Below are 26,996 nucleotides of genomic sequence, written 5' to 3'. Positions count from 1 at the left end.
ATCAGAATTCGTGATCAGCGTTGTCCGGGTTCAGGTCGCTGATGCCCAGTTTGCCAGCGGCGGCTTCGATCGAACCGGTCTGTTTGACCAGCGATGCGATCGCGTCGCGGACGATCTGGTTGCCAGCGGTGTTGCCGGCGGCGATCAGCTGGTCGTAGTGCTCACCCTTGTTGGCGTGATCGACGATGACCTGCATCTTGGCTTCGGTCGCAGCCAGGTCGGCTTTCAACGCGGTGTCAGCCGCCGGGTCAGCCTTGGCCACCAGGGAGGACAGGCTGGCGCCGGTCATTTTGGTGCCATCGACACGGGTGTATTCGCCCAGGTACACGTTACGAACGCCTTTGGCATCGTAGAACTGCGAGTTGTGGGTGTTGTCGCTGAAGCAGTCGTGTTCGTCTTCCGGGGAATTGGCTTCCAGGGAAACCTTCATGCGCTCACCCGCCAGTTCGCCCAGGGACAAGCTGCCCATGCCGAACAGCATTTTGCGCAGGCCGGAATCCACCGGTTCCGCTTCCAGGGTGGCGCGGTAGTTGTCGGCCACGTTCGGCTTCCAGTTACCGACCATTTCTTCCAGGTCGCTGACCAGCAGTTGGGTCACGGATTTCAGGTAGGCGCGACGACGATCGTTGTGGCCGCCGGTGGCGCCTGCACCTTGCAGGTAGTCGGACGCTGGGCGATTACCGGCGCCAGGGCCGGTGCCGTTCAGGTCCTGGCCCCACAGCAGGAATTCGATGGCGTGGTAGCCCGTGGCGACGTTGGCCTCGGCACCGCCCAGTTCGTTCAGGCTGGCGAGTTTTTCCGGGGTGATTTCTTTCACGTCGATCTTGTCTTCGCCAACCTGGAGTTCGGTGTTGGCGATGATGTTAGCCGTGGCGCCAGGGTTGCCCAGTGCGTGCTCGTAGGATTTGTCGACGTAGTCGATCAGGCCTTCGTCCAGGGGCCAGGCGTTAACCTGACCTTCCCAGTCGTCGATGATGGTGTTGCCGAAGCGGAATACTTCGCTCTGCAGATAAGGAACGCGGGCAGCGATCCAGGCAGCCTTGGCGGCTTTCAGGGTGTCGGCGTTCGGCTTGGCGAGGAAGGCGTCGACGGCGGTTTGCAGGGTTTTCGCGGTGGATTCGGCATCGCTGTAAACGGCGAAGACCATGTCGGCGTAATGCGCAACAACGGCTTTGGCGGCCGCCTCATCGACTTTACCGGCAGCGGCCGGAGCCGCAGCTGGAGCGGTCGTGGTGGCAGCCGGCGCAGGTGCTGGCGCAGCGGCGGTCTTGTCTTTGCCTTCGCCACAACCGGCGAGGGAAATAGCGATGGCCAACAGACTGGCGGTAGCCAGAGGCATACGAATCATGGCGAACATCCTGCTTCGAGAGGGGGTGGAATGGCGCCGTAAGCGCGCAAAACTGCGACATAATGCAAATCTTTCGCATTATGTGTAAAGGGTTGTACCTGGAAATATTTCTTATTCAAGAACTCGTTACCTGTAGCAGCTGGCGTAGCCGGCGTTCGGCGGCGTAGCCGTCGTGAAATCAAACGGCGCGGTGTGCCAGGCATACCGAGTTGTATGGATTTACGACGGCGACGCCGCCGAACGCAGGCTGCGCCAGCTGCTACAAAGATCGCGTCAGATCAAAGGATGGCGGCGTTACTGCGCTGCGCCTGCTTCAGATACGCGCTCAGCTCCCGTGCCGGCAGCGGTTTGCTGTAGAAGTAGCCCTGACCTTCGTGGCAGCCTTCGGAGATGATGTAGGCCTCTTGCTCGGCGGTTTCCACGCCTTCGGCAATCACCTGCATGCCCAGGCTCTTGCCCAGCTGGATGATGGCTCGAACGATGGTCGCATCGTCGTCGTCATCGAGCAGGTCCTGAACGAAGCTCTTGTCGATCTTGATCTTGTCCAGGGGCAGGCTTTTCAGATAGCTCAATGACGAATAACCGGTACCGAAGTCGTCAATCGCGATTAGCGCGCCCGAACGACGCAGGCTCAGCAGGTGCTGGGCGGCGGTGCTGATGTCTTCCATCAGGCCGGTTTCGGTCACTTCCAGCTCCAGGCTGCGCGGTGGCAGGCGGTACATCTGCAACAGGTTGTTAACCACCCGTGGCAACTCGGCATGGTGCAGTTGCACCGTGGACAGGTTTACCGCCATGCGCAGGTCGACGAAACCCTGGTCATGCCATTCGCGCAACTGCTTGCACGCCTGATCCAGCACCCACTCACCGATGGCGATGATGGTGCCGTTCTGCTCGGCGAGCGGGATAAACAGGTCCGGCGGAACCAGCCCGTGTTCGGGATGCTGCCAGCGAATCAACGCCTCGACCCCGACCACGCGGTGATCGCGATAGCTGATCTGCGGTTGATAGACGAGGTAGAACTGGTCGCGGGTCAAGGCATCGCGCAGGTCTTTTTCCAGCTCGCGACGTCGGCGCATCTCGGTGTCGACGCTGGCGATATAGAACTGATAGCGATTGCGTGAGCGGGTCTTGGCCAGCGTCATGGTCTGTTCGGCTTTTTGCAGCAGCTTTTCAGTGCTGTCACCGTCTTCGGGGAACAGGGTGATGCCGATGGTGGCGCGCAGGCGAATCTCTTGATGATCGAGGGCGAATGCCGCTTCCAGGTCATCGAGAATGCTTTGGGCCAGTTCGGCGGCTTCATAGGGTTGCTCGATATCGGCCTGGACCAGGGCAAACTGATCGCCGCCGAGGCGGGCGAGGGCGCCGAGGCGACCGCTGTGGGCGCGCAGACGGTCGGCCAGGGCCAGCAGCAGTTGGTCGCCGGTCTGGTAGCTGAACTGCTCGTTGATGCCCTTGAAGTCATCGAGGCCTACAACCAGCACGGCGACCCGACGTTGCAGCTTGCCGGCGTCCACCAGGATCTTGTCCAGTTGCTGCTGCAATTGCTGGCGGTTCGGCAGGCCGGTGAGGAAATCGTACTGGGCCATGCGCAGCAGGCTGTTTTCTGCTTCGTGGCGTAAATGGGTGTTGCGCTCGATGGACTCGAGCAACTGGTTGGCGGTGTTGATCCAGATCCCCAGTTCGTTTTTCTCATGCCCCTTGAGCTGCGGAATTTTGTGCTCGCTGGGCCGATCCGGGTTGATTTCTGTCAGGTGTTCGATGATCCGTGACAGCGGTTTGGTGAGCAGCCAGTGATAAACCAGATACAGCACCAGGCCCATGGCCAATGCGCGCAAGACGCCGGAAATGAAGATGATCACTGAACTGACGATAAAACCCTGGCCATAGGTGGCGGTGTCGAGGGTGATGCTCAAGTCGCCGTAATACTCGCTGTACGGGCCGCGACCCACCAGTTGGGTGGTGAAGGTGCGTTCCTTGCCGAGAATCAGGTCGGTCAGCCAGCGACTGTGGGATTGCTGCAACTCACGCGTCTTTTGCGCGAGCATGGCCTCGTTGGGATGGCCGATGGAAGCCTGGCGCACGGCATCGTCCTGGAACAGGCCTTCGATCACCTGCATGCCCATTTCCCGGTCCAGGCTGTAGACGGCCTGGGTCGAGGGGTCGCGGAACATGTCGAGGATGCGCTGGGCGTCGCTGGCCACGGCCTGGCGTGTTTTATAGGCATCGAAAACGATCTGCGCGCAGCTCAAGACCACGCCGACGATCAATGCCGACAGGAGCACGACCCGGAGCAACTTCACCGACAAGCTGTTCTTGAGTTCCAGCTTCAAAGAGTCATTCCTTGTTCCGTGCGGGTAGCATCAAGTTGCCATGAGTATTGGCAATCCCGTGATGGCAGTCAAAGGGACATTCATACACAGGGGAATTTTGCCTGTGGCTTGGCCGATAGGCTGCTGTTTCGAGGCGCTGATCTATTAGTACTGTGTCGGTAGTCGAGTCCTTCAACTTGAGGGGGATTGAGACATATTTTCCATTTGTTTGATGTTAGACGGCTGTGGCGTTGGAGCAAGGTGCCGAACGCTGCTTTCATTGTGGGAAATCGCCCTGATTTTTGTAGAGACAGGCCATTTGGCGGTGGGAGTACTTTCCCGTCGCTCACAAAAAAGGCGACTCCCTCACAGGAGTCGCCTTTCGTTACTGGCGGCTAGTGTTTATTCCGACAGTTTGTACGCCATTACATAGTCACCTTGCTTGGTGCCCAGCGAACCGTGACCACCCGCAACGACGAGCACGTATTGCTTGCCGTCCTTGCCGGTGTAGGTCATCGGCGTGGTTTGCGCGCCAGCGGGCAGGCGGCCTTCCCACAACTGCTTGCCGTTTTTCACGTCATAGGCGCGCAAGAACTGGTCAAGGGTGCCGCTCAGGAAGGCGACGCCCCCGGCGGTTGTGAAAGTGCCACCCAGGCTAGGCACGCCCATGCTCAGCGGGATCGGTACCGGCGAGCTGTCGCGCACGGTGCCGTTCTTGTGTTTCCAGATGACTTTGCTGGTGGTCAGGTCGACCGCTGTCACGTAACCCCAGGCCGGTGCCTGGCACGGCAGGCCCATTGGCGAGAGCAGGGGTTCGAGGACGACACCGTAGGGCGCGCCTTTGTTTGGCTGCACGCCTTCGGTTTCGCTTTTACGCGGGCCTTGGGCAGCGATTTCAGCGGCCGGGATCAGTTTCGATTTGAACGCCATGTAGTCCGGGTTCATGAAAGCGATCTGACGCACCGGGTCAACCGAGATACCACCCCAGTCAAACACACCGAAGTTGCCGGGATAGACGATCGAACCTTGCAGCGATGGCGGTGTGAACGGGCCGTCGTAGCGCAGGGATTTGAAGCTGATCCGGCAGACCAGTTGGTCAAACGGCGTCACGCCCCACATGTCGCGCTCCTTCAGCGGCGGCGGCATCAGGTTCAGGTCGGATTTCGGTTGGGTCGGCGACGTGTGATCACCGTCGACCGCACCTTGTGGCACCGGTACTTCGTTGATCGGCACGATCGCTTGGCCGGTGCTGCGGTCCAGCACGTAGATGCTGCCTTGCTTGGTGGACGCGAGGACCGCAGGCTTCACGCCGCCAGCGGTTTTCAGGTCCATCAGGGTTGGCTGGCCACCGACGTCCATGTCCCAGAGGTCATGATGGGTGAACTGAAAGTGCCAGCGCACTTTACCGGTGGCGATGTCCAGCGCGGTCAGGCCGGCGGCGTGCAATTCCGATTCCGGTGTACGCTCGCCACCGAACTGGTCCGGGGTCTGGTTGCCCATCGGCAGGTAAAGCATGCCGAGTTTTTCATCGACGGCGAACAGGGACCACATGTTCGGCGAGTTGCGGGTGTAGACCTTGCCTTCGGCAATCGGCGTGGTGTCGTCCGGGTTGCCGCTGTCCCAGTTCCACACCAGTTTGCCGGTGTGCACGTCGAACGCACGGATCACGCCGCTTGGCTCGTCGGTGGAAACGTTATCGGTGACGTGGCCGCCAATCACCACCAGGTCTTTGGTGACCGCTGGAGGCGAAGTGGAGTAATAGCCGCCGGCGTTGAAGCCGCCGATGTTGGCGGAGAGGTCGATCTGGCCTTTGTTGCCGAAGTCTTCGCACATCTTGCCGGTGTCGGCGTTCAGGGCGATCAGGCGGGTGTCGGCGGTCGGCAGGAAGATCCGGCGCGGGCAGGCATTGCTGGCGGCTGCCGGGGTGGCGCTGCCCGTCGGGCTTTGCTCGGAAGCGTAAGCGGCGTCATCGTGATACGACACGCCACGGCAGGTCATGTGCGCCCATCCCTTGAAGTTCGCCGCGTTTTGCGTGGAGAGCTTCGGATCGAAACGCCAGATTTCCTTGCCGGTGTCCGGGTCCAGCGCGATCACCTGGCTGTGTGGCGTGCACACGTAGAGCATGCCGTTGACTTTCAGCGGGGTGTTTTCGGCGGTGGTTTCGCCCGGATCGTTAGGGCCAGGAAGGTCGCCGGTGCGATAAGTCCAGGCTGGAACGAGCTTATGCGCGTTTTCCGGGGTGATCTGTGCCAGTGGCGAATAACGATCGCCATGGGCGCTGCGACCGTAGGAATTCCAATCACCGTCCGGCATGACCGGGGCCGTGTTGGTCATGCCTGGCACGCTGTCGCGGTCCAGTTGGCCTTTGATTTCACCGGGGTTGGTAAATTGACTGGCCAGCGCGGCAACGCCGGCCAGCACGACCGCGACGCTCAGGGCGCCCGTACCCATTGGCGCAGCGCCGTCGCGCAGCAGCGGACGGCGGAACCACGGCAGCAGCATCACGATGCCCAGCGCAAACAGCATTGCCAGGCGCGGCACCAGTTGCCACCAGTCGAGGCCGACTTCCCACAAGGCCCAGACCGTACTGGCGAACAACACCAGTGCATAGAGGCCTAGCGCAACGCGGCGTGCGGCAATCAGCAGCACCCCGGTCAGTGCCAGTCCGATACCGGCCAGCAGGTAATACAGCGAGCCGCCGAGCATGCTCAGCTTGATCCCGCCTGCCAGCATGGCCAGGCCCATTAGCAGAAGCAGAATGCCGAGCAGGGTCGGCAAGATACGACTTCGACTCAAAGCACCATCAGTGCTCATAGTGTGGTTCTCCGTGACGTTTCAAGTAGTCCCGCGCAAGTTCACTGTAGATGACGATCTGGCGCAGGCATGGTTCAGTTCTGTAGGAGCGAGCTTGCTCGCGATGGTGGATAACGATGACTCGGGCTTTCTGAATGAACGTAGCGCTCACAAGTCCATCGCGAGCAAGCTCGCTCCTACAGGGTGTTGTGGTGTTGATTAGAAGGATGCGCAGGCAATAAGGCAGCGCTGTCTCTCAACGATTTGAAATGAACTGAAAACGACAGGATTGAATTGGTTGACGGAATCGTTTCAGCTTAACGGGCGCAAGGATAATGTTCTGTTACAAATAGAAAAAGAGGTTTTATTGACATGGTTCGTTTCGGATTTTGTAACAGTCCGTGGGAAAAGATCGCAGCCTTCGGCAGCTCCTACAGGGATTTGCGTTTCAATATAGGAGCTGCCGCAGGCTGCGATCTTTTCCGGAACACCTACATTTAACAGACAGCGCATAGAGCCCTTCCACCCGACACCCCCCTCGGCTAAGGTGCGCGCCTTCCCAACCTCTCATCGCTGAAGGCCCGGCATGACCGAACAGAACAACAACCCGCTACACGGCGTGACGCTGGAGCAGATCCTTAACGCACTGGTTGAGCATTACGAATGGTCGGGGCTGGCCGAGCGCATTGATATCCGCTGCTTCAAGAGTGACCCGAGCATCAAGTCGAGCCTGACGTTCCTGCGCAAAACCCCGTGGGCGAGGGAGAAGGTCGAGCGCTTGTACGTGAAGTTGATGCGCACCAAGCGACCGCTCTGAGCATGGTCGTCTGGTCTGCTGTGCGGCGTCGTCTTGTGGCCGTGGCCGCAGTCCTCGGCTGGGCGGGATTGAGCATTCAGCTGTACCTGATTTTCTACTCGCGCTGGACGCTGGCCGCCAGTCTGCTGGGCGGGCTGGTGAGTTTTTTCAGCTATTTCACGGTGCTGACCAACACACTGGTGGCCACCGTGTTGACCTGCGAACTGACGTCTCGAGAATCGGCAGCTCGACGCTGGTTTTTGCAGCCGTGGGTGAGCAGCGCGATTGCCGTGAGCATCGCCGTGGTCGGCCTGGCGTACAACGTTCTGTTACGCCATTTGTGGCATCCCGAAGGCTGGCAGTTCCTGGCCGACGAGCTCATGCATGACGTCATGCCGCTGCTGTTTCTGGTCTGGTGGTGGTTCTGCGTGCCCAAAGGCACGTTGCGTCTTCGGCACATCGCGTTATGGGTAATCTACCCGCTGGTTTACTTCGGTTATGCATTGTGGCGCGGACATCTCCTGGCGGTTTATCCCTATCCGTTCATTGATGTCGACAAATTGGGTTATCCACAGGTGTTTTTGAATGCCGGGGGATTGTTGGTGGGGTTTGTGGTGATCGCGTTGTTATTGATCGGTGCGGATCGGTGGCTCGGGCGTCGGGGTACAGGCCTGCAATTGTAGTGTTTGAGCTATTTCCATCGCGAGCAGGCTCGCTCCCACAGGTCATTTGGTAACAATCGATCCAATGTGGGAGCGAGCCTGCTCGCGAAGAGGCCCTGGAGCCAATCACTCGTCGTCGCTGTCATCCAGCCGCCAGTACCCGACGGCCTTGACGAACTGGTCATTCAGGCCATGTTCATCGAGCAAGACTCGTCGGATCTGCCGCGACACTTTGGTCTCGGTCGCAACCCACGCATACAGATTACCGGCAGGCACTTGCACCTGTTTCACGGTGGTCAACAAAGGGTCCTTGCCCCCTTCGCGCAGCACCCAGATCACATTGACTTCGGCCGCGCTCTGCAGCACCTGCTGCTCCTTGCCGCTTTCCACTTCCACGATCACCAGCGCTCGACGATTGGCCGCCAGACCTTCCAGGCGACGGGCGATGGCGGGCAGGGCGGTTTCGTCGCCGATCAGCAAGTAGCTGTCGAAGATGTCCGGCACAATCATCGAGCCGCGTGGGCCGCCGATGTGCAGGAACTGGCCCGGTCTTGCCTGCTCGGCCCAGGTCGCGGCAGGGCCGTCGCCGTGCAGTACGAAGTCGATGTCCAGTTCCAGTGTGTCCAAATCGTAGCGACGCGGCGTGTAGTCGCGCATCGCCGGCATCGGCCCGTTGTCTTTGCCGGCTCCGAGCACCAGGTTTTCCAGTGCCGCCTGTTCCGCCGCATTCTGCGGGAACAGCAGCTTGACGTGGTCGTCGGTGCCGAGGCTGATGAAGCCTGCCAGCTCAGGCCCGCCCAGGGTGATCCGACGCATGCGCGGAGTCAGGTCGACCACGCGTAGCACTTCAAGGCGACGGCGTTTGATCTCGTGCATGACACGGTGAATGGTTTGGGTTTCGACTGCAGTCATTCGACGTTCTCCTGTGCAGTTTTAACGGCCGGGCCGTCGACGATGGCTTTGGCGGTGTTGTTGAGCAGGTCGGCGACGCGCTGGATTTCTTCAGCACTCCAGCGCCCGTGATGCAGTTGCAAGGCATGACGCAAGTTATGCACAGCCTCGTGGATTTCAGCCGGGCGATCATGGCCGCGCAATGAACGCTTGCTGACCTCAATGCGCATCCGCACACCGTCGAGGGCAATCGCTTGCTCGCTCAGGGACAGGCGTCCCGCATCGGTCACGCTGTAGCGTTTTTTTCCGCCTTCGGCGTCGCCCTGAATCATTTCGCTTTCTTCCAGAAAGGTCAGGGTCGGGTAGATCACGCCGGGGCTGGGGCTGTAGGCGCCGTCGAACATGGCTTCGATCTGGCGGATCAAGTCGTAGCCGTGGCAGGGCTGTTCGGCGATCAGTGCCAGCAGCAGCAATTTCAGGTCGCCGGGGGCAAATACCCGTGGTCCGCGACCGCCGCGTTCTCGGCCGGGGCGCTTTTCAAAGCCGTCACGGCCATCGCCGTGTTCGCGGTGGGGGGAATGATGGTCTCTCATTTTTTCCTTCTCTTCGTCGTGTTTAGATACAACTTAAGATATATCTTATTGTAAAGGCAAGCGGTCATGACGAACGGTCGAGGCCTTCACGGTAGATTTTTGTAGCCGCCAGGCTTGCCGGCGAAGGCATTCACGAGCACGCCTTCGCCGGCAAGCCTGGCGGCTACGGGGATCAACGTTAGGGCTTGCTCTTTTAGAGTGATTGAACTAATTATCGGCCTTCTAATGTTTGTTCTTACAGACATTGCGGTAAGTTTTATCTGTGTGCTTTTTAGACTAAAACTGTATGTAGTATTTGTCTGAAGGTTGAACAATTGAATTAGTGTTTTTCCGGCTTTTTTCCTCCTGCTCTCGGGTCGTTTTAACTACATGTTCTTCGGAAGTTACGTACTTACTTTCTTGTGGGATTGGTTGATCATTCTCCGGCGTCGAAAGTTAAGCCAAAGCGCCATCACTTCGGTGATTGGCCCGGCCTTTCAATACTTTCCACGAAACAATCCTTCGAAAAATACAGGTACTCAACAATGTTCAAGAAGTTTGCAATCGCCGTCCCGATGACCCTCCTGGCACTGAGCACTTCGGCGGCGTTCGCTGCAGAAGAAGCGCGCACCTCCATCAATATCAGCGCCACTATCCCGACCACGGCTTTCCATGCTCAACCGGTGGACAAGGACTTCGGTAAGGCTGAAGTCATGCAGTACAACATTGCCAACGGTACTTTGTCGGAAGTCCGTGGCGCCTTTGATATCCGTAACACCACCGGCGCAGTAGCGGCTTACGTCGAGGGTGGTCCAGCGCCACTTTTCAACGGCAATCCCACCCAGAACATTCCTCTCACCTACGCCTTCAACGGCACGACGCTGACAGGTGTTGCGCAAGAAGTGGTCGGCGACACTGAATCCAACGGCGGCATGCGAGCGGACCTGGTCATTACTGCGGCCAAACCAACTAATGCGCAAGTCGGTTTGTATACTGCGAACCCGATCGTAGTGTTTGATGCTCTGGTTCGTCCTTGATTGATCTCTGTGTAGTTTTCAATAAAAACTAGTCCTTATTTGGTAAAGCTTGCCGGTCGGTGGGTAAATTGTTGCTCATCGACCGGGTTTAACCTATCTGTTTCCAGAGAATTCAGTTCATGTTTCCGATGACTCCCATCGCGACCGCGCTTGCCTTGTGTTTTTGTGCCAGTGCCTTGGCAGCGCCACCGGATAACGGCACTTCACCTAGAAGTTTACTTGCGCAGGCCAAGGGTTTACCGACTGACTTCGAAGAGCACTTCTTCGATGTCCCGTTGGCGGTGCGCGTGGAACTTGATAAACAATTTCTAGGTGAGGCGATGGTGGTGCTAACCCGCGACGATCGCATTACCCTCGTTGACTTCACCGATGTCAGCGATAGCCAGTTCAAACCCACTGAGCGGGAGATCTGGTCAAACTATCTTAAACAAGGTGTGGGCCTCGGCGGCTGCCAGGCCAAGTGCCCGGAGCAACTGCTGGCGGTGCATTACAGCCTGGAAGACTCACTGGTCTCGATCCTCACCGAAAACGCTGAGCGTGACGATCAGGAGCAGCGGTACTACTCGCTCCCCGAGGGCGGCAGCACCGGCCTCATCGTGCGTAACCAGTTGAACCTCAACGGTGGCCAGAACCAGGACCTCGGCGGGCGCTACGGCCTGGAAGCCAGCAGCAGCCTGGGTAACTGGACGCAAGCGGTCAACCTGCAATTGTCCCGGCTGGGCGGCATGGATAACCAGCTCTATCACGCCGTGCACGAACTGTTCACCCAACGTGAACTGCAAGGCAATTTTGTGCGCCTGGGGTATTTCACGCCGAATTCCGAAGGCCTGACGCGCCAGCCACGCACCTTTGGCGCAAGCCCCGACACGGCGGTGGGCGTGATGTACGGCAGCTCCGACAGCCTGGCGATCAACAACCCGAAACCTGCGGTGTATCCGATCTACGTCACGGCCAATCGCCTGGGGTCGGTCGAGATCTACCGCGACGGCTTGTTGATCAACACCCAAGCGGTACCAGCCGGGTTGCAGACCCTCGATACCCGACCGCTACCGGGCGGGATTTATGAGGTGGAAGTGCGCCTGATCGAAGACGGCCAAATCACCTCCAGCACTCAGGAGCTGGTCTACAAGCCGAACAACTGGCGCAACCATGACGAGCGCTGGCGCTACAACCTGTTCGCCGGCCGTGAATCCAAATTGCTCAGCAACTGGGACGATCAGGCCGATGGCGATATGACCGCCGGCGCCGCGTTCAACTTCTTGCTGCACCCGCGAGTGATCCTCGGCTTGACCGGCCGGCAGGTGCGCGACAGTTTGCAATACGGCACCTCGGTCGACTGGGCAATCGTCAACAACGCCAGCCTCTACGCCAACATTTACCAGACCGAGGATTACGGCACCGGCCTCGACGTGCAAGGGCTGTATTCCTACGGCAGTGGCAGCGTTGTCGCCAGCCACAACCGCAGCTGGCTCGATACCACCAAGCTGTATGACACCTTGCCGGATGGCACGCGGGTACGGCAGCGCAATGTGTTCGTCGGGCAGACCAGCAACTCGTCGTTGTCGATCAACCACCGGCTCACCAGCAAAAGCTCGGTCAACGCCCGGGTGTCCCACAGCGAAGGCAACACCAATGGCACGGGTGTAGACCTGGGCTGGACCCAGCGCACGCAATTGTTTGGCAGCGACGCCAACTGGCGGCTGTCGCTGTTCGACCGGCCAGGCAGCATCAGCTCGGGAGACGATCGCAATCGCGGTATCGATTTGAGCGTCAACATCGCGTTGGGCGGGCCGGGTGAACAGCTATCCGGCAGTATCGGATCGCGCACTGCCCGTGAGGGTGGTCGCGATAACAACGCCTCGGTCACCTACCGCAAAAACCTTCAGGATCACTTGCTGCAAAGCGTTTCGGCCACCGCCATTACCGATACCTACGGCGTTGGGTTGAACGCGATGGCGACGATGTCTTCGGACGTGGTCAGTGGCGATGGTTTCATCCAGCGTTCGTCCTTCAACAATGACTTCACCGGTGGTTTGAACCTGGACAGTACCGTGGCTGTGGGTGGCGAGAAGATGGTCATGACCAGCCAGTATCACCGCAACGGCGCCGGCATGATCATCGACGTGGAGTCTGACATCGAAGGCATCGCCCTGCGTGCCGACGATTTAAGCGGCGGCAGTGCGGTACTCAAGCCCGGGCGCAATTTCGTGCCGATCACCGCTTACAAAAGCAGCTCCGTCAGTTTTGACTTCGAAGGCAACCACGTGCCTGCGGCGACCATACAACCGGCCCGCTCCAGTTATCACCTGAACAAGGGCGGCGTGGAATATCGCCAGGTGCGGGTGATGAAAACCCTCACCGTGCTCGGGCGCCTGATCGACCCCCAGGGCAATCCGCTCAAAGGCCACCACATCATCAACCACGCCAGTCGTGGGGTGAGCGAGGTGGACGGGTTCTTCTCCATGGAAATGAACGCCGGTTCACCGACCCTGGAGGTGCGCCATGGCAACCAGTTGCTGTGTCAGTTCCGCCTCGATCCGAGTACCGCTCGCACTGAAAACAACGTGTTGATGATTGGTGATTTGCGTTGCACGCCGCAGACCCTGGCGAATGCCGGGCTTGTAGCCGCAGAGGCGGGTTGATCCGCGATCGATGTACTTTCAAGAGGGAAGTGAAGGTGAAAGCATTTCGTGTATTTATGGCGGCTGGGTGTGGAAAAACCGCACCCATGCTACTCGCTTTGATGTGGCCAATTTCGGCTTCGGCCACAGTGACTCAGCAAATCCATGCTGTGTTCAATCCGGATTCCGCCAACCCGCAATTCAACCAGTTCAAGAACCTGACGCCGAACAGCGGGTTTTGTCTGGATAACCCTCCGCAGTGCAAACAAGCCAATCTTTTCAGTCTGCGGCTACCGATTCCTTCCAATTCGATAGCCACCATCCGGGGCGAGCATGCGGATCCACGCCAAGGGGCGATGTTCAGGATTCCTTCGGACTGGCAGGACATCGAAGTCAGCCAGCCCGGCTCACCCCCGCAAGTGGTCAAGTTTCGAGTCGCCGGGATGGGCGTTGCCTACAAACTGCCTCGACCCGCTCCAGAGCTGACAGGGGGGCTTGGGCATAGTTTTCTCTTCGAGAAGGGTACGTGGATGACCGCCGGCGCGCCTTGCACTGGCCTGGCCGGGGCGGGCAATGACATCGGTTACAACAGCTTCTGGAGGCATCCTGTCGGAGCGGGCACCTGTGCGAAAAAAGCGATGTTCGATATTCCTCCACCCTTTCGCTATGAAACGTTCGACATCACCTATGAGCTGATCACACCCAATCCCCTGCAAATGACCGCGGGTGAATACACCGGTCAACATGTGTTCCGGGTTGGGCCTCATCAGGATTTTGATCTGGGCGACGTCATGGACGCCGAAGACAAGGAGATCGTGCTCGATTTTTTGCTCAAGGTTGAACACGTGTTGAAAGTTGATGTTCCTCCAGGTGGCAACCGCGTGGAACTGGAGCCGCAGGGTGGCTGGCAGTCCTGGCTGCAAAACGGGCGAAAACCAACGCGATTGTTCAGGGATCAAACCTTCAATGTTTCAGCGAGTACACGTTTCAAAATGAAACTGGACTGTTCTGTTTACATTGGTGACGGCTGTGGTTTGTACGATCCCGTTAATGGTGCCGTTCCGTTGGACGTCAGCGTCAGTCTGCCCCACGGTTTGACCGACGCTGACGGGAAAATCGTCAACCGTCAATTGTTAAAGACCAATCAGGAACCGCTTTTTCAGCCGGGTTTCTATGTGGATCGCAAACCCGGAACCTTGCACTTTGACGTGCGAGCGGACTACGTGGCCTTCATCATCCGACCGGGGCAGTCCCGAAAATACTCCGGCAGGGTCACGGTGATCTGGGATTCAGACGTCTAGTGGATCAAGGCATTTCTGCATTCATTTAAAGAGGTACAGGACTATGAAACGTCTGTTGGCATTATTTGGTTTTTGTTTTTTTACCCAGGCAACTTTCGCCGGCCCCAGCATCAATATCGGCACCGTTTATGACTACCTCGACGGCGACAAAAGTACCTACCTGAAGCGAGTCTTCAACGGCGGCGACAGCACCGCTTTTGTGAAGGTCAACATCCTCGAGATTCTGTTTGCCGCCGACGGTACCTCGCGGGAAGTACCGCTCAAGAGCCAGGCCGATAACAGCGCCCGTGATGGCTTGATGGCCAGCCCGGCCCGGCTGATCGTGCCGGCCAATGGCATGCAGGGCACGCGATTGCTGTACATGGGCGAACGTGACAAGGAACGTTATTTCAGGGTGCGTTTCGTCCCGGTGGTGCCGGAGAAGGAAGACGAGTTTGCGGTCTCCAGCGACGAACGCGAGGACTACAAAAAAAGCCTCTCTGCCGGGGTCACGGTGCTGGCGGGTTATGGCGCGATATTTTTCGTGCGACCAAAGGAAACCCATTTCGACAGCGTGATCGAAAACACCTCGGGCACCTACAGGATTCGCAACAACGGCAACACCGTGGTGGTCATCGACGAGTTCAAGGATTGCGCAATCAAGAGCGAACAGGACTGCCAACCGACGACCAAACACCACGTTCTCGCGGGCCGCACGTTCAACTTTGAAAAGAAGGCCGGTCGGGAATATCGCTTCACGCTGGTGGAAGGCGAGAAAAGTAAAAAAATCGAAGTGAAGGGCTGAGCCATGTTGAAGAAACTGACCGTGATGCTTTTGTCGGTTGCCACAATAGGGGCGAGCCCCTGGGCCATCGGCGCCAGAGAAGTGCATCAATTCGAAGTGTTCGTCACGATTCCGACCCACGCGTTTTATGTCATCCCGTCGGACCCGGGCTGGATTCATCGGGAACAACAACTGCCGTGGAATCTGACGGCGTCGACCTTGGGCGGCCTGCGCAAGTATTTCGACGTGCGCAATGAGGCCGGCTCGATCGAAGCCCGGCTGGAGGGCCGACCGTACTTGTCCAACGGCACCGCGGCCCATGACATTGATTTGCGCGTGCTGTTCAACGGCCAGTTGTTGAGCGAGCAGGAGAGCAGCGAAGTGGTTTCCCAGGCCGACGCCGCCCCCGGCAAACGCGTGTTGCTGGAAATCGTCCCGACGCCGCCTGCCGATGGGGTTTACAAACCCGGCACCTACTTCGGCAGCGTCAACATGATCTTCAACGCAGTTATGCCAGGTGCTTGACGCCGAGGCTATGAGGCTAAAGGGATGGACTGTTTTCGGGTGTTCCAACGCTGTGCTGGCGCGACTTTTTTGTTTGCGCTGTGGCTGTCTTCGGCCTGGGCTGAGGAGGTATCGATTGATGCCTCGTTCAAACCGGATTCGGCAAATCCGCAACGCAATAAATTCACCAACGACACGCCGCCCAGTGGCTACTGCGCCTCTTATCCCCAGCAATGCAAAGACAATGAAATGTTCAGCCTGCGCGTGCCGATCGTGTTCGATTCCGTCGGCCCCATCCTGGCTAATCATCCTGCTGTGCGGCAGGGCGCGATGTTCAAGGTGCCGGCGCAATGGCGGGATTTGACGGTTTACCACGAGCGCACTGGTGAGGCGGAAACCGTGAGGGTGCGTATTGCCGGCCTGGGTTCCCGGTATGTCACTGATATCGTCACGACCATTGTCGGCCCAACCGACACGCCTCGCGATGCCCACTGGAAGTTATGGGATGGCACGTGGGTCAACACACCACCACCCTGCACTTACAGCGGCGTGGGCCTGATCTGGGAGCACGCCTACGGTTTCTTCTGGAAAACACCGACAGACGGTGTTTGTTCACGGCAGGCGAAATTCACTATTCCCTGGATGAAGTATGAATACCTCGACTTCGCCTATGAACTGGAGACGCCCAATCCGTTGGGCATGTCCTCGGGCAAGTACCGTGGCAACCTGGTGTACACCGTAGGTCCCAATGGGGACTTCGACATGGGCGACATCATGCAGCCCAGCAGTTCGACACTGGCACTGAACTTCACGCTGGACGTCCAGCACACCCTCAAAGTCGACGTGCCACCGGGTGGTAATCGCGTTGAGCTGACCCCTCAGGGTGGCTGGCAATCCTGGTTGCAACAGGGCCGAAAACCGACGCGGTTGTTCAGGGATCAAACCTTCAATATTTCCGCCAGTTCACGTTTCAAGATGAATCTGGAGTGTCAGTACTCACAGGACGGCCGAACCTGTTCCGTCCGGGACGCTGTGTCCGGTCACGTCGTGCCCCTGAACGTCAGCGTCAGTCTGCCCCATGGTTTGACCGACGCCGGTGGCCAATCCGTCAACCGGCGCCAGTTGCTGCGTGATGGCAGCGGTACCGAACTGTTTCAGCCAGGTATTTACGTGGACCGCAAGCCCGGAACCCTGCACTTCGAAATTCCTGCGGGTGAAGTCATCGAGATGATTCGCCCCGGACAACCGCGGCAGTACTCGGGCAGCGTGACAGTGATTTGGGATTCGGAGGTTTAGTCGCTTGATGGCCGTTCATCAACGCCGGGCTACCTCGACAGGCAAGCACTGCGTGTTACTTCCCGGTTGCAGATACGGCGTGAGAATCGGTGCCATGCCCTTGAGTACCTGGACTGGCAGCGCCGAGGTGAACTTGAAGGTTTCGGCGGACCGCCCGGGTACGAACGCGGTCAAGGTGCCGAAGTGATGATCGCCAATGTAGAACACGAAAGTGGCCGTGCGGTTGATGGATTTCGAGCTGAGAATCCGCCCCCCTGAACCGATGGCTTCAATGCGGTTATCACCGGTTCCCGTCTTGCCGCCCATGGCCAACGGTTTGCCATCCGGCGTGATGAAGCTGCCGGAAACACGCTTGGCAGTGCCGGCGTCCACCACTTGTGACAAGGCTTCACGCATGGCGGTAGCGACTTCGGACGGCATGACGCGTTTGCCCACGTCCGGGTCATTGATCAGCTTGGTTTCATACGGTGTGTTCGCGGCGAAGTGCAGGCTGTCGATGCGCAGTGTCGGCATGCGCACACCGTCGTTGAGGATGGTGCCGATCAGTTCGCCCAGCGCCGCCGGACGGTCGCCGGAACTGCCGATGGCGGTGGCCAGCGACGGCACCAGGTGATCGAACGGGTAGCCGACTTTCTGCCAGCGCTGGTGAATGTCGAGGAACGCTTCGATCTCCAGCATGGTGCGGATACGGCTGTCGCGGGCGCCTTTGTGCCGGCTTTTGAACAGCCAGCTATAGACTTCCTGGCGTTCGAACTGGCTGGCCTTGACGATCTGGCTCCACTTGGCATCAGGGTTGTTCAGCAGGTAACCCATCAGCCACAGGTCCAGCGGGTGAACCTTGGCAATAAAGCCTTGGTCCGGCAGGTCGTAGGCGCCGGGGCTGTAATTTTCATAAAGCCGTTGGAGGCGTTCGTCGGTGAGTTTTTCGGTCAGCTTGGCGCCTTTGAGGTGCGAGCGCACGAAGGTATTGAAGCTTTCCTGGCTGGCCTGCGGTAGCAGATACCGGTGCACGGCGGCCATGCGGATCGGGGTCGGGCGCATGCTGTCGAGGAAGGTATCGAGCCGTGCCTGAGTGTCTTTGTTTTTGTATTTCTTCCAGAACTTCAGCAGGAACGACGTGCCTTCACGGTCGGCAAAATCGGCCAGATATTCCTGACGCCGAGGGTCTCGATCATCCCCGAGCAATTCGGCACTGTTGTTGGGGCCGGAATAGGTGGTGTAGCGCACCAGGTCACGCATCAGGCGGATGAAGGGCAGGTTGATCGACTCACGTATCGCATCGCGCAAGGTCGGAATACGGCCGTTGTCTTCTTTACGGAAGTTATGGAACACATGGAGCCCACCCCCGGTGAAAAATGCTTCGCCGGGGCTGGCGGAGTATTTGCGATCCAGCGCGGCGCCGAGCATGGTTTGCAAGTTGCGATCTTTGTTCTGGATCAGGTAATCAACGGCCCAGCGGCTCAGGCGGTCCTGGTCGGGGACGTCGACTTTCTTCAGTTCAGGGATGGTCATCCCGGCGTATTTGTCGTGCAGCTCGGAGATGATCTGCAAATAGGTGGTGAGTACGCGCATCTTGGCGGTGGAGCCCAGTTCCAGCTTGCTGCCTTCGTTGATGTCGAACGGCTGGTCGGTGCTGTCGGTCTGTACTCGCACGCGCGCACCGTCCGGTGTCAGTTCAAACAGGGTGAAGCTGTAACGCACCTGGGTGGTACTGGTGGGGGTGAGCAAGCGTTCGCCCATCAAGCCGATCTGCGCCGCAAATGCCGGGTCGGCCAGATGCTTGAGGTATTCGGTGGTCCGGGTTTGCAGATCGCCTTGCAGGGTGCTGGTGGCCGAGAGGTCGAGGCGGTCGAGGTCGTACAGCGGACGATTGAGCAGCCCGCCCAAACGACTGCGCGCTACACTGATGCCTTTGTTGGTTTCGATGGGCTGAATGGTGGGCTGGGTCTGCCAGTCGCGGTAAGTCACTTTGCTGGCCAACGCAGCTGCCGCGAAGGGCGCATCGATCACATTGTTCTGTGCCAGCAGGCGAATGTGGCTGTCGGTAAGGTCGGCCAGTTCATCACGACCCTTGGTCAGGTAGTGGGAAGGGCGGCGTTGGGCAATCATTAACGAAAGCATTTCACGCAGGGCCAGGCCCTTGGCGGCCAGGGTCTTGGGGTCCGTTTGGGTGCTGGCCAGCGTTTCATTGGCCTGGTTGAAATCGGCGCCATACCAGACGCGCAACCCTTCGGCCATGCCATGCACTTCACCGTGGCCCGGCACGGCGGACAGGGGCACGCTGTTGAGGTAGTCACGCACCACGTTTTTGCGAGCCTCAAGTGTTTCCGGTCCGGGCTGATAAGCGCGCACGGTGGCGGAAATCATCTGCCGGATCTTTTCCGCTCCCGACACCGTCAGGCCATCGGGCGAATGCCGGTACTTTTCCAGTTGCGTCGCCAGCGTACTGCCACCCGCGGACTGGCCGGGCATGTGCAGCAACTTGGCCACCTGCGACCACGCCGCCATGCCGAAACGCGGCCAATCCACTGCGGGGTTGGCCAGGGGTTGCTTGGGGTCGAGCAGAAAACGGTTCTCGATGAACAGCAAACTGTTGACCACCACCGGCGGTATCGAGTTAAAGCTCGAATAAAGCTGTTGTGGATATTTGAACTGATACAGCGGCGCGGCTCTGCAATCGGTAATCGATAAACCGGCCTGGATTTTCTCCGAATAGGGCACGAAAAGGCCCTTGTCGCTGTAATCCATCAGCTTCTGGGAAAAACGGGTCTGGGCCGCAATCACGTAGTCGCGCTTGATCAACCGAGGCAGGAATTCGCCCAGTGAGCTGTAGCCCAGCCGTAAATCGAAAGGCCCCGCGCCGGGGTAACGAATGGCATCGCTGGGGCCGGGTTGCAGGGTGTAACTCAGGGAGGCGGCAAATTGGCTGACTTCCCGGGCCTGGAATTTCGAGGTGCGCATTTCCTTGGCCGCCGCGAGTCCCAGGACAATCAGGAAAATCAGCAGCAACAACCAAAACGCCTTCCAGCCGTGTTTGACACGACTGCGACGAGGTTTTTCAGGTATAGGCGCTTCATCCACACGTTCAGTCGGGACCACGGTTTTACTCGAATCGGTTTGCCATAACGCGCCCATAGTCGACTGATCCATTCACGCAGATTGATCGGACTTGTCTGAAGCTTAGACGGTGGTGAGCGATGGTGAAAAAATTGTGAATACACAAATCTCGAATATCCAGCGTTTAGCGCCCGTGGAAGGGGTGAGGGGATTTTGTGATGAGGGGATTTTTGTGGGGGCTTTTGTGGTGAGGGGATTTCGGTCGTTACAGAAAAGGGGACGTTACAACCAGCAGGCATCCCATAGCGGGTAATCACCGATTTTTTCCACCAACCCTGCACGCAATGGGTTCGCAACTATGTAACGAGCGAATGGTAGAAGATCTTCGCCATCACGGATGGTTCGGTCGTGATAGCCGGTTTGCCACAGAGCGCCACTTCGGCCGGTCGTTTTGTTCAGTGCCTGGGTGCATCGGGCTTTGATGGCACCGATGACATGTCCCAAATTGTCATCTTGCAATTGCATCAGCCAATGAAAGTGATCGGGCATGACAACCCAGGCGATTGAATTCACCTGCCCGGAGTCGTGAGCTCGTCGCAGTTCTGCGACAAGCAGGCGGCCTAATGGCCAGTGAGAGAAAATGGGTTTGCGATCTTGGATTACTGCAGTGATGAGGTAGGCGCGACCGGCTTCAGAGTGTCGGCCTAAGCGCAGGCGATGAGAGTTTGGTTGAGTAGGCAATCCATTGCTTCCTTGTGCGGCCGTCGATAGATGCTTTCAGGCTAGTGCCGAACAGGCAGATTGGGAGCTGCAACCTTTGTGTGAAAATTCTGATTCTTGCGAAAAATTGGGGCTGGGTGGCTTTTTGGTAGGGATTTTTTTGCTGAAGGGGCTTTTGTGGTGAATGGGCTTTTGTGGGTGAATGGCTTTTGTGGGTGAATGGGCTTTTGTGGTGAGGGGATTTATCCCCGTTCGGCTGCGCAGCAGTCGTAAGTTTTTGGGGCGGCTGCGCCACCCAACGGGGATAAATCCCCTCGCCACAAAAGCCCCGGCGTTCCTGGTGCTGCTGACGGTGTTTGGTTTTGAAGATCAAAAGATCGCAGGCTGCGATTTTTTGATTGTCTGGTTCAACCGTTTATTGAAATCCAGCCACGCCCCCAACAACGCCATCAACCCGGCACCCACCAGCGCGGTGAATATCTGCATGGCAAAGGCATCGTCAGTCATGGCGTTGACCATGTCGGCCAAGGGCGCCAGCAGTACGCCGAGGCAGAAAATTTCCAGTGAATAACGCCCCATTCGACAGCTTTGCTGCGCCAGCCAGTTTTGCGTCCAGCCAGTGTCCGGCAACAATTTCGCCGTGACATACGCCAGCGCCAGGAAGTGCAGCAGCCGCACCGGCGACAGGTCGGTCTTGCTGATCGGGTACAGCAGGTTGCTCAGCCAGGTTGGCATCAGCGCGTCGTGAATGTCCGGCCAGCGCCAGGAGAGGGTAATTAAGCCGGTGACGACCACGTATAGCAGTGCAGTGATAAATAACGGCTTAAAAGATCGCAGCCTGCGGCAGCTCCTACATGGATCGCGTACCCCTGTAGGAGCTGCCGCAGGCTGCGATCTTTTGATCCGCTGCCCGTGAACAGCCGCCGCACCACCCAGCACAAACAGCAATTGCCAGACCACCGGGTTGAAGTACCAGACGCCGTCCTTGATGGCCGCCAGGTTCCAGCCGAACCATGGCGCCAGCAGGTACACCGTCAACGACACCGCCACCACCGCGCATGCCTTGCGCACCAGCAGCGGCAGCACCAGCGGCAACCCGGCCAACAGCACGATGTACAGCGGCAGCGGGTCCATGAGGTTCGGTTTGAAGCGCAGCAGCAGTTCATCCACCAAGGCTTGCTGAGGGTTGGTGATGAAGTGGTGCATGCCCATTTCCTCCACCAGATCACGGGTTTCCACATGGCTGTTGGCGAAGAACACGATGCCCATCAGCATCGCCAGCAGGAAAATATGCACCACGTAGAGCACCCAGACGCGACGCAGAATCTTGACGCAAGCGATCAGATAACCATCGCGCGCAAGGACTTTGCCGTAGGCCAGCACCGCCGCGTACCCGGCCAGGAACACGAAGATTTCCGCCGCATCGCTGAAGCCGACATTACGCAGGGTGATTTGGCCGAGGGGGTTGTGCGGCACGTGATCCCAGAAAATGAAGATCAGCGCCAGGCCTCGAAAAAAGTCGATCCGATGATCGCGTTCAAACGTCATGACAGCGGGCTCGTGAACGGAAATTGAAATAAGAAGTAGCCGAAGGGGCGCCGTGGATTGCGCGCCGCTCATTGGCGGCGCGCAGGGTGGCGTTATTCGTGGGCGATTGCAAAGTCGGGATATTACGAGATGTTGAAGCGGCGTTTAACCGCTGGTCCGAAAGGCCATCATCCCTGTGATTTCTGACAGTAGACAGGCTCAAATATGAGTGGGTGGTGTGCAGCGTTCTCGCTCAGGAGCGTCCCCATGAGAAGGGTGTGGAAAGGCTTGTCGAGTTACACGGTGATCGGCGTCGCGAATACGCTGATTCACTGGCAAATCTTTTTCCTGCTCAGTGTGGCGGCAGGTTTCAGTCAGGCTGTCAGCAACCTGGCGGCCTTCTGCGTGGCGGCCTCGTTTTCCTTTTATATGAATGCGCTCTATACCTTCGAGGCGAAGGCGTCGGTTGGCGGCTACCTGCTGTTTCTGACCGCGATGGGGGCGTTGAGCCTGGGCGTTGGCCATTTGGGTGACGTGTGGCGGCTGCATGGCTTGCTGACCGTGGCGTTGTTTTCGGCGTTGAGCCTGGTGCTCGGCTTCCTGTTTTCCAAATACGTGGTGTTTCGCGAGCGTGATGTATGAAGGTTTCGCTCATCGTGCCGGTGTTCAATGAGGAGCAGGCGATCAACCTGTTTTATATGGCAGTTCGACAGGAGTTGAAACTTGAACACGCGGAGGTCGAAATCGTCTTCATCAACGATGGCAGTACCGACCACACGGCAGACCAGATCAAGGCCCTGGCACAGACGGATGATCAGGTCATGCTGATCAATTTCTCACGCAACTTCGGCAAGGAACCGGCGCTGTTCGCCGGCCTGGAATATGCCACGGGCGATGCGGTGATCCCCATGGACGTGGACCTGCAAGATCCGATCAGCGTCATCCCGTTATTGATCGAACAATGGCAGAAGGGCGCGGACGTGGTGCTCGCCAAGCGCAGGAACCGTAGCGCCGACAGTTATTTAAAACGCCACAGCGCCTCGATGTTCTACCACCTGTTGAACCGCATTTCCTACACCCGGATCGAAGAGAACGTCGGTGATTTCCGCTTGATGGATCGCAAGGTAGTCGACGTGATTCGTGCCCTGCCCGAGCACCAATTGTTCATGAAGGGCGTGCTGTCGTGGGCCGGGTTCAACACCGTGGTGGTGGAATACGAGCGCGACAGACGGGTGGCGGGGACCAGCAAGTTCAATGGCTGGAAACTGTGGAACCTGGCGCTGGAGGGCGTGACTTCATTCAGTACGGTGCCATTGCGTTTATGGACCTACGTCGGTGGCTGTATTTCGATCTTCGCGGTGCTGTACGCGGTGTACATGGTGCTGGACAAGATTTTCAACGGCAACAGCGTTCCCGGATACCCCTCGCTGATGACCGCCATTCTGTTTCTCGGCGGCGTGCAACTGATCGGAATCGGCATCCTCGGTGAGTACATCGGCCGGATCTACATCGAAGCCAAGCACCGGCCGCGTTATGTGGTGAAAGACATCGTTGGCGGCAAAGACCGGCTCGGGCTCTAGCATGGGCAGGTTCAGCGATTTTCTCGGCAAGGAACTCGGCAGCCGTCAGGTCTGGTTGTTTTTTCTGCTCGCGACCCTGGTGTATGTGTTGCCGCTGATCCTCGCGGACTATCCCTATATCGATGACAACTGGCGTTCGCTGTCGGCCGGCATGGCTTGGGCGAAAGAGGGACGATTGTTTGCCGAGCTGTTTTACAACATGCTCACCTTCGGCACGGGCGCACCAAACATTTTTCCGTTGCCGCTGTTGATCGCCACGCTGGCCATGGCCTGCGCTCTGACCAGCCTGACGTTTCATTACGCCCCGCAGCCGACGATTTCCCACTGCCTGGTGCTGTTGCCGCTTTGGTACAGCCCGTTCTTCCTGCAAAACCTGTCTTATCAATACGACGGCCCCACCATGGTCTTGAGCCTGGTGGCGGTCATCTACGCGATCACGTTCCGGCATGCCTCGCGCACTCTTCAGTGGCTGGTGCCGTCCATGCTGATTGCACTGGCGTTGGGGCTCTATCAGGTGAGCCTCAATGTGTTTCTGGGCTTGTGTTGCCTGGAGCTGCTGCGGGGCGCCAATGACCGGATGCCGTGGGCGCAATGGTGCGGGTTGATCGGCTGGAAAATCGCGCAGTTTGCGATGGGCTGGTTGCTGTATGGCGTCAGTGCCGTGGCGTTCATGACCCAGGATCGCGTCTTGCTGTTAAACCGGGACGCCGCGCCGTTGCTGCAACTGCAAATCAACCTGGGCCGAGTGCTGGATAAAGTGGTGCTGCTGTTTCACGGAGGATTTGCCTGGGTGTTCGCTGCGTTGTTGCTGTGCGCCATTGTCGGTGGTGCTCGATTGGGGGCGAACGTGCTTGAGCGTGATGACGGCGGGCTGAAGAAACTTCTGATCGGCCTGGTGTGTGTGCTGACTTTGCCGGTCTTGATGCTGCTGGTGTCAGGTGTTGCCTTGTTTTTCCGGGACTTCAACGAAGGCGCCAGGACCTTGATGGGCTTCGCCGTGCTGTTGGTGATGCTGTTTTACCTGAGCCACCTGGCACTGGAACGAGTACACCAACGGCTGCCGCTGTTATTGGTGATCCCATTGCTGGCGCTGCTTTCACTGTCGTACGCCTATGGCCGCGTGTTGACGGTGCAGAAAGCCTTCTCTAATGGTGCGCTTTTCAGCCTCGAGCGTGACTTCGCTACCCATCCCCAGCTGCGCGAAGCCAAACGGATTTATCTGTCGGTGACGTATTCCGACGACTGGCTAGTGGGTGCTGCGGGGTCGTTCAAGCAGATGCCGGTGTTGCACTACCTGCTCAACATCGACTTTTTCATGCTGGCCGAGAACTTGCCGAAGGTGGGCATTACCAACGTGGTGGCGGAGAAGGAGCGCCGCAATGCGACGCGGGTCGGGTACCTCGGGTATCCGGCGCTGCTGGAGCGCCAGTACTACCGGGTTTATCTGGTGGGGGATTATGGGTTTATCGTTATGAAGGAGCCGGCGCCGATTAAGGCGCTGCGTTGGTGACAGATCTGAAGATCAAAAGATCGCAGCCTTCGGCAGCTCCTACAAGGGTCAGGCGGCGGCGATTTCGTTGGGCTCGAAACTGTCGGCCCGCGCCATTTGCCACATGCGCGAGTAGAACTCGCCGTTCACCTCGCCGGTGAGCAACTCTCCTGGTTTCAAGAACACATGCAGTTGCGAGAACAGCTTGATCTCGGTGGCGGACATGCGGCGTACCAAATGCTTGGCGGACAGCTGCGACGGATGATCGAGGCCGGCGGCGGCGAGCATTTCGGCCAGGGCCTTGAGGGTGTTGCGGTGGAAGTTGAACACCCGTTGCGCCTTGTCCGGTACGACGAGCGCGCGTTGGCGCAAGGTGTCCTGAGTGGCGACGCCGGTCGGGCATTTGTTGGTGTGACAGCTCTGTGACTGGATGCAGCCGATGGCGAACATGAAACCGCGCGCCGAGTTGGCCCAGTCGGCACCGATGGCCAGCACGCTGGCGATGTCGAAGGCGCTGACGATCTTGCCGCTGGCGCCGAGTTTGATCTTGTCCCGCAGGTTCAGGCCCACCAGCGTGTTGTGCACGAACAACAAACCTTCACGCATCGGCACACCGATGTGGTCGGTAAACTCCACGGGTGCGGCGCCGGTGCCGCCTTCCTTGCCGTCAACGACGATGAAGTCCGGCAGGATGCCGGTTTCCAGCATGGCCTTGGCAATGCCCATGAATTCCCACGGGTGACCGAGGCAAAACTTGAAGCCAACCGGTTTGCCGCCAGACAGTTCACGCAGTTGCTGGATGAAATGCATCATCTCGATTGGCGTGGAAAACGCACTGTGGCGCGACGGCGAGATGCAGTCTTCGCCCATCATGATGCCGCGGGTTTCGGCGATTTCCCTGGTGACTTTATGCTTGGGCAGAATCCCGCCATGGCCAGGTTTGGCGCCTTGGCTCATCTTGATTTCGATCATCCGCACTTGCGGTGTCTGCGCTTGTGCGGCGAAGCGTTCCGGGTCGAAACGACCGTCAGCGGTGCGGCAACCGAAATAGCCACTGCCGAGCTCCCAGGTCAGGTCGCCGCCCTTTTCCCGGTGATAGGCGCTGATGCTGCCTTCACCGGTGTCGTGGGCGAAGTTGCCGAGCTTGGCGCCCTGGTTCAGGGCGCGGATTGCGTTGGCGCTCAGGGAGCCGAAACTCATGGCCGAGATGTTGAACACCGACGCCGAGTACGGCTGGGTGCATTGCGGGCCGCCAACGATCACGCGAAACGCACTCGGATCGCTCAACGGTGCCGGGCGCATGGAGTGGCCGATGAATTCGAAACCGGACTGATACACGTCGATCAATGTGCCGAAGGGTTTATCCGCACTTTCATTTTTTGCACGGGAATAGACCAGCGAACGCTGGGCCCGGGAGAAGGGCAGGGCGTCGCTGTCGGATTCGAGCAGGTATTGGCGGATTTCCGGGCGAATGCCTTCGACCAGATAACGAATATTGCCGAGGATCGGGTAGTTTCGGCGCACGGCGTGCGGGCTTTGCAGCAAGTCGAAAAGACCGATCAGGCTGAGAATGCCGGTCACCGCGGTGATCGGCCAGAGCCAGTCGTGTTGGAGGAAGGGCAGGCTGGCGAGGGTGAATATCACACAGACGGCAAAGAAGGCGTAGCGGCTCAGGAGTGACAGGCTCATACGGGTTCCTTGGTTCGGACTCGGATTTTTAAAAGATCGCA

The 26,996-nt window shown here is 58.4% G+C and carries 20 protein-coding genes; 11 read left to right on the top strand and 9 right to left on the bottom strand.

What is annotated here, in order from left to right; genetic code table 11:
- Window position 1 precedes the first annotated feature (1 nt).
- From ACA052_RS23670 to ACA052_RS23660, 3 genes are all read right to left on the bottom strand, one after another.
- Entirely contained in the window at window positions 2-1,348 is a 1,347-nt protein-coding gene (locus ACA052_RS23670; protein ID WP_497647047.1) for an imelysin family protein, read from the bottom strand.
- A 278-nt stretch (window positions 1,349-1,626) separates the two neighbouring features.
- On the bottom strand, window positions 1,627-3,678 hold the full coding sequence (locus ACA052_RS23665; RefSeq protein ID WP_497647046.1) for a putative bifunctional diguanylate cyclase/phosphodiesterase: 2,052 nt from the start codon (window positions 3,676-3,678) through the stop codon (window positions 1,627-1,629).
- 381 nt (window positions 3,679-4,059) lie between these two features.
- Complete coding sequence (locus ACA052_RS23660; protein ID WP_497647045.1) at window positions 4,060-6,471, bottom strand: glucose/quinate/shikimate family membrane-bound PQQ-dependent dehydrogenase; 2,412 nt, start codon at window positions 6,469-6,471, stop codon at window positions 4,060-4,062.
- Window positions 6,472-7,036: 565 nt separating this feature from the next.
- Here ACA052_RS23660 and ACA052_RS23655 point away from each other — a divergent pair.
- Window positions 7,037-7,267 (top strand): VF530 family protein, encoded by a 231-nt coding sequence (locus tag ACA052_RS23655; RefSeq protein ID WP_007903672.1) that lies wholly within the window; start codon window positions 7,037-7,039, stop codon window positions 7,265-7,267.
- A 2-nt stretch (window positions 7,268-7,269) separates the two neighbouring features.
- The gene (locus ACA052_RS23650) at window positions 7,270-7,929 is read left to right on the top strand and encodes a Pr6Pr family membrane protein (protein ID WP_497647044.1); all 660 of its coding nucleotides are present in this window, start codon (window positions 7,270-7,272) and stop codon (window positions 7,927-7,929) included.
- Window positions 7,930-8,034: 105 nt separating this feature from the next.
- On the opposite strand, the gene ACA052_RS23645 is transcribed toward ACA052_RS23650, so the two are convergent.
- Together ACA052_RS23645 and ACA052_RS23640 are read right to left on the bottom strand one after the other, a co-directional pair.
- Entirely contained in the window at window positions 8,035-8,820 is a 786-nt protein-coding gene (locus tag ACA052_RS23645) for a siderophore-interacting protein (RefSeq protein WP_497647043.1), read from the bottom strand.
- Window positions 8,817-9,392: a PadR family transcriptional regulator gene (locus tag ACA052_RS23640; RefSeq protein ID WP_497647042.1), complete on the bottom strand. Its 576-nt coding sequence runs from the start codon at window positions 9,390-9,392 to the stop codon at window positions 8,817-8,819. Before ACA052_RS23640 ends, ACA052_RS23645 begins: the two co-directional genes overlap by 4 nt.
- Before the next feature lie 524 nt (window positions 9,393-9,916).
- Here ACA052_RS23640 and ACA052_RS23635 point away from each other — a divergent pair.
- The 6 genes from ACA052_RS23635 (at window position 9,917) to ACA052_RS23610 (ending at window position 16,893) form a co-directional block, all read left to right on the top strand.
- Window positions 9,917-10,408: a CS1 type fimbrial major subunit gene (locus ACA052_RS23635; protein ID WP_497647041.1), complete on the top strand. Its 492-nt coding sequence runs from the start codon at window positions 9,917-9,919 to the stop codon at window positions 10,406-10,408.
- A 119-nt stretch (window positions 10,409-10,527) separates the two neighbouring features.
- The gene (locus tag ACA052_RS23630) at window positions 10,528-13,050 is read left to right on the top strand and encodes a CS1-pili formation C-terminal domain-containing protein (protein WP_497647040.1); all 2,523 of its coding nucleotides are present in this window, start codon (window positions 10,528-10,530) and stop codon (window positions 13,048-13,050) included.
- Between the two features lie 29 nt (window positions 13,051-13,079).
- Complete coding sequence (locus tag ACA052_RS23625; protein ID WP_497647039.1) at window positions 13,080-14,330, top strand: hypothetical protein; 1,251 nt, start codon at window positions 13,080-13,082, stop codon at window positions 14,328-14,330.
- Window positions 14,331-14,373: 43 nt separating this feature from the next.
- Window positions 14,374-15,114: a molecular chaperone gene (locus tag ACA052_RS23620; RefSeq protein ID WP_497647038.1), complete on the top strand. Its 741-nt coding sequence runs from the start codon at window positions 14,374-14,376 to the stop codon at window positions 15,112-15,114.
- Between the two features lie 3 nt (window positions 15,115-15,117).
- Window positions 15,118-15,618: a CS1 type fimbrial major subunit gene (locus ACA052_RS23615; protein WP_497647037.1), complete on the top strand. Its 501-nt coding sequence runs from the start codon at window positions 15,118-15,120 to the stop codon at window positions 15,616-15,618.
- A gap of 24 nt (window positions 15,619-15,642) precedes the next feature.
- A complete protein-coding gene (locus ACA052_RS23610; protein ID WP_497647036.1) occupies window positions 15,643-16,893 on the top strand; it encodes a hypothetical protein in 1,251 nt (416 codons plus the stop codon).
- 18 nt (window positions 16,894-16,911) lie between these two features.
- On the opposite strand, the gene ACA052_RS23605 is transcribed toward ACA052_RS23610, so the two are convergent.
- The 3 genes from ACA052_RS23605 to ACA052_RS23595 form a co-directional block, all read right to left on the bottom strand.
- On the bottom strand, window positions 16,912-20,028 hold the full coding sequence (locus ACA052_RS23605; RefSeq protein ID WP_497650383.1) for a transglycosylase domain-containing protein: 3,117 nt from the start codon (window positions 20,026-20,028) through the stop codon (window positions 16,912-16,914).
- Window positions 20,029-20,232: 204 nt separating this feature from the next.
- On the bottom strand, window positions 20,233-20,691 hold the full coding sequence (locus tag ACA052_RS23600) for an REP-associated tyrosine transposase (protein ID WP_497647035.1): 459 nt from the start codon (window positions 20,689-20,691) through the stop codon (window positions 20,233-20,235).
- 348 nt (window positions 20,692-21,039) lie between these two features.
- Window positions 21,040-22,218, bottom strand: coding sequence for an OpgC family protein (locus ACA052_RS23595; protein WP_497647034.1), 1,179 nt, complete (start codon window positions 22,216-22,218; stop codon window positions 21,040-21,042).
- Window positions 22,219-22,464: 246 nt separating this feature from the next.
- On the opposite strand from ACA052_RS23595, the gene ACA052_RS23590 reads away from it, so the two are divergent.
- The 3 genes from ACA052_RS23590 to ACA052_RS23580 are packed head-to-tail and all read left to right on the top strand — an operon-like array spanning window position 22,465 to window position 25,287.
- Complete coding sequence (locus ACA052_RS23590) at window positions 22,465-22,839, top strand: GtrA family protein (protein WP_497647033.1); 375 nt, start codon at window positions 22,465-22,467, stop codon at window positions 22,837-22,839.
- Window positions 22,836-23,777 carry a glycosyltransferase family 2 protein gene (locus ACA052_RS23585; RefSeq protein WP_497647032.1) on the top strand — a complete coding sequence of 314 codons (942 nt, stop codon included), beginning with the start codon at window positions 22,836-22,838 and terminating at the stop codon, window positions 23,775-23,777. Before ACA052_RS23590 ends, ACA052_RS23585 begins: the two co-directional genes overlap by 4 nt.
- Window position 23,778: 1 nt before the next feature.
- Entirely contained in the window at window positions 23,779-25,287 is a 1,509-nt protein-coding gene (locus tag ACA052_RS23580; protein WP_497647031.1) for a glucosyltransferase domain-containing protein, read from the top strand.
- Between the two features lie 48 nt (window positions 25,288-25,335).
- Here the strand turns inward: ACA052_RS23580 and ACA052_RS23575 are convergent, their stop codons facing one another.
- A complete protein-coding gene (locus ACA052_RS23575) occupies window positions 25,336-26,955 on the bottom strand; it encodes an FMN-binding glutamate synthase family protein (protein WP_497647030.1) in 1,620 nt (539 codons plus the stop codon).
- Window positions 26,956-26,996 lie beyond the last annotated feature (41 nt).

It is taken from the genome of Pseudomonas sp. LBUM1644 (genome assembly GCF_059716195.1).
The sequence above is the reverse complement of the archived record's forward strand: the minus strand, read 5'-3'. Positions and strand labels throughout refer to the sequence as shown.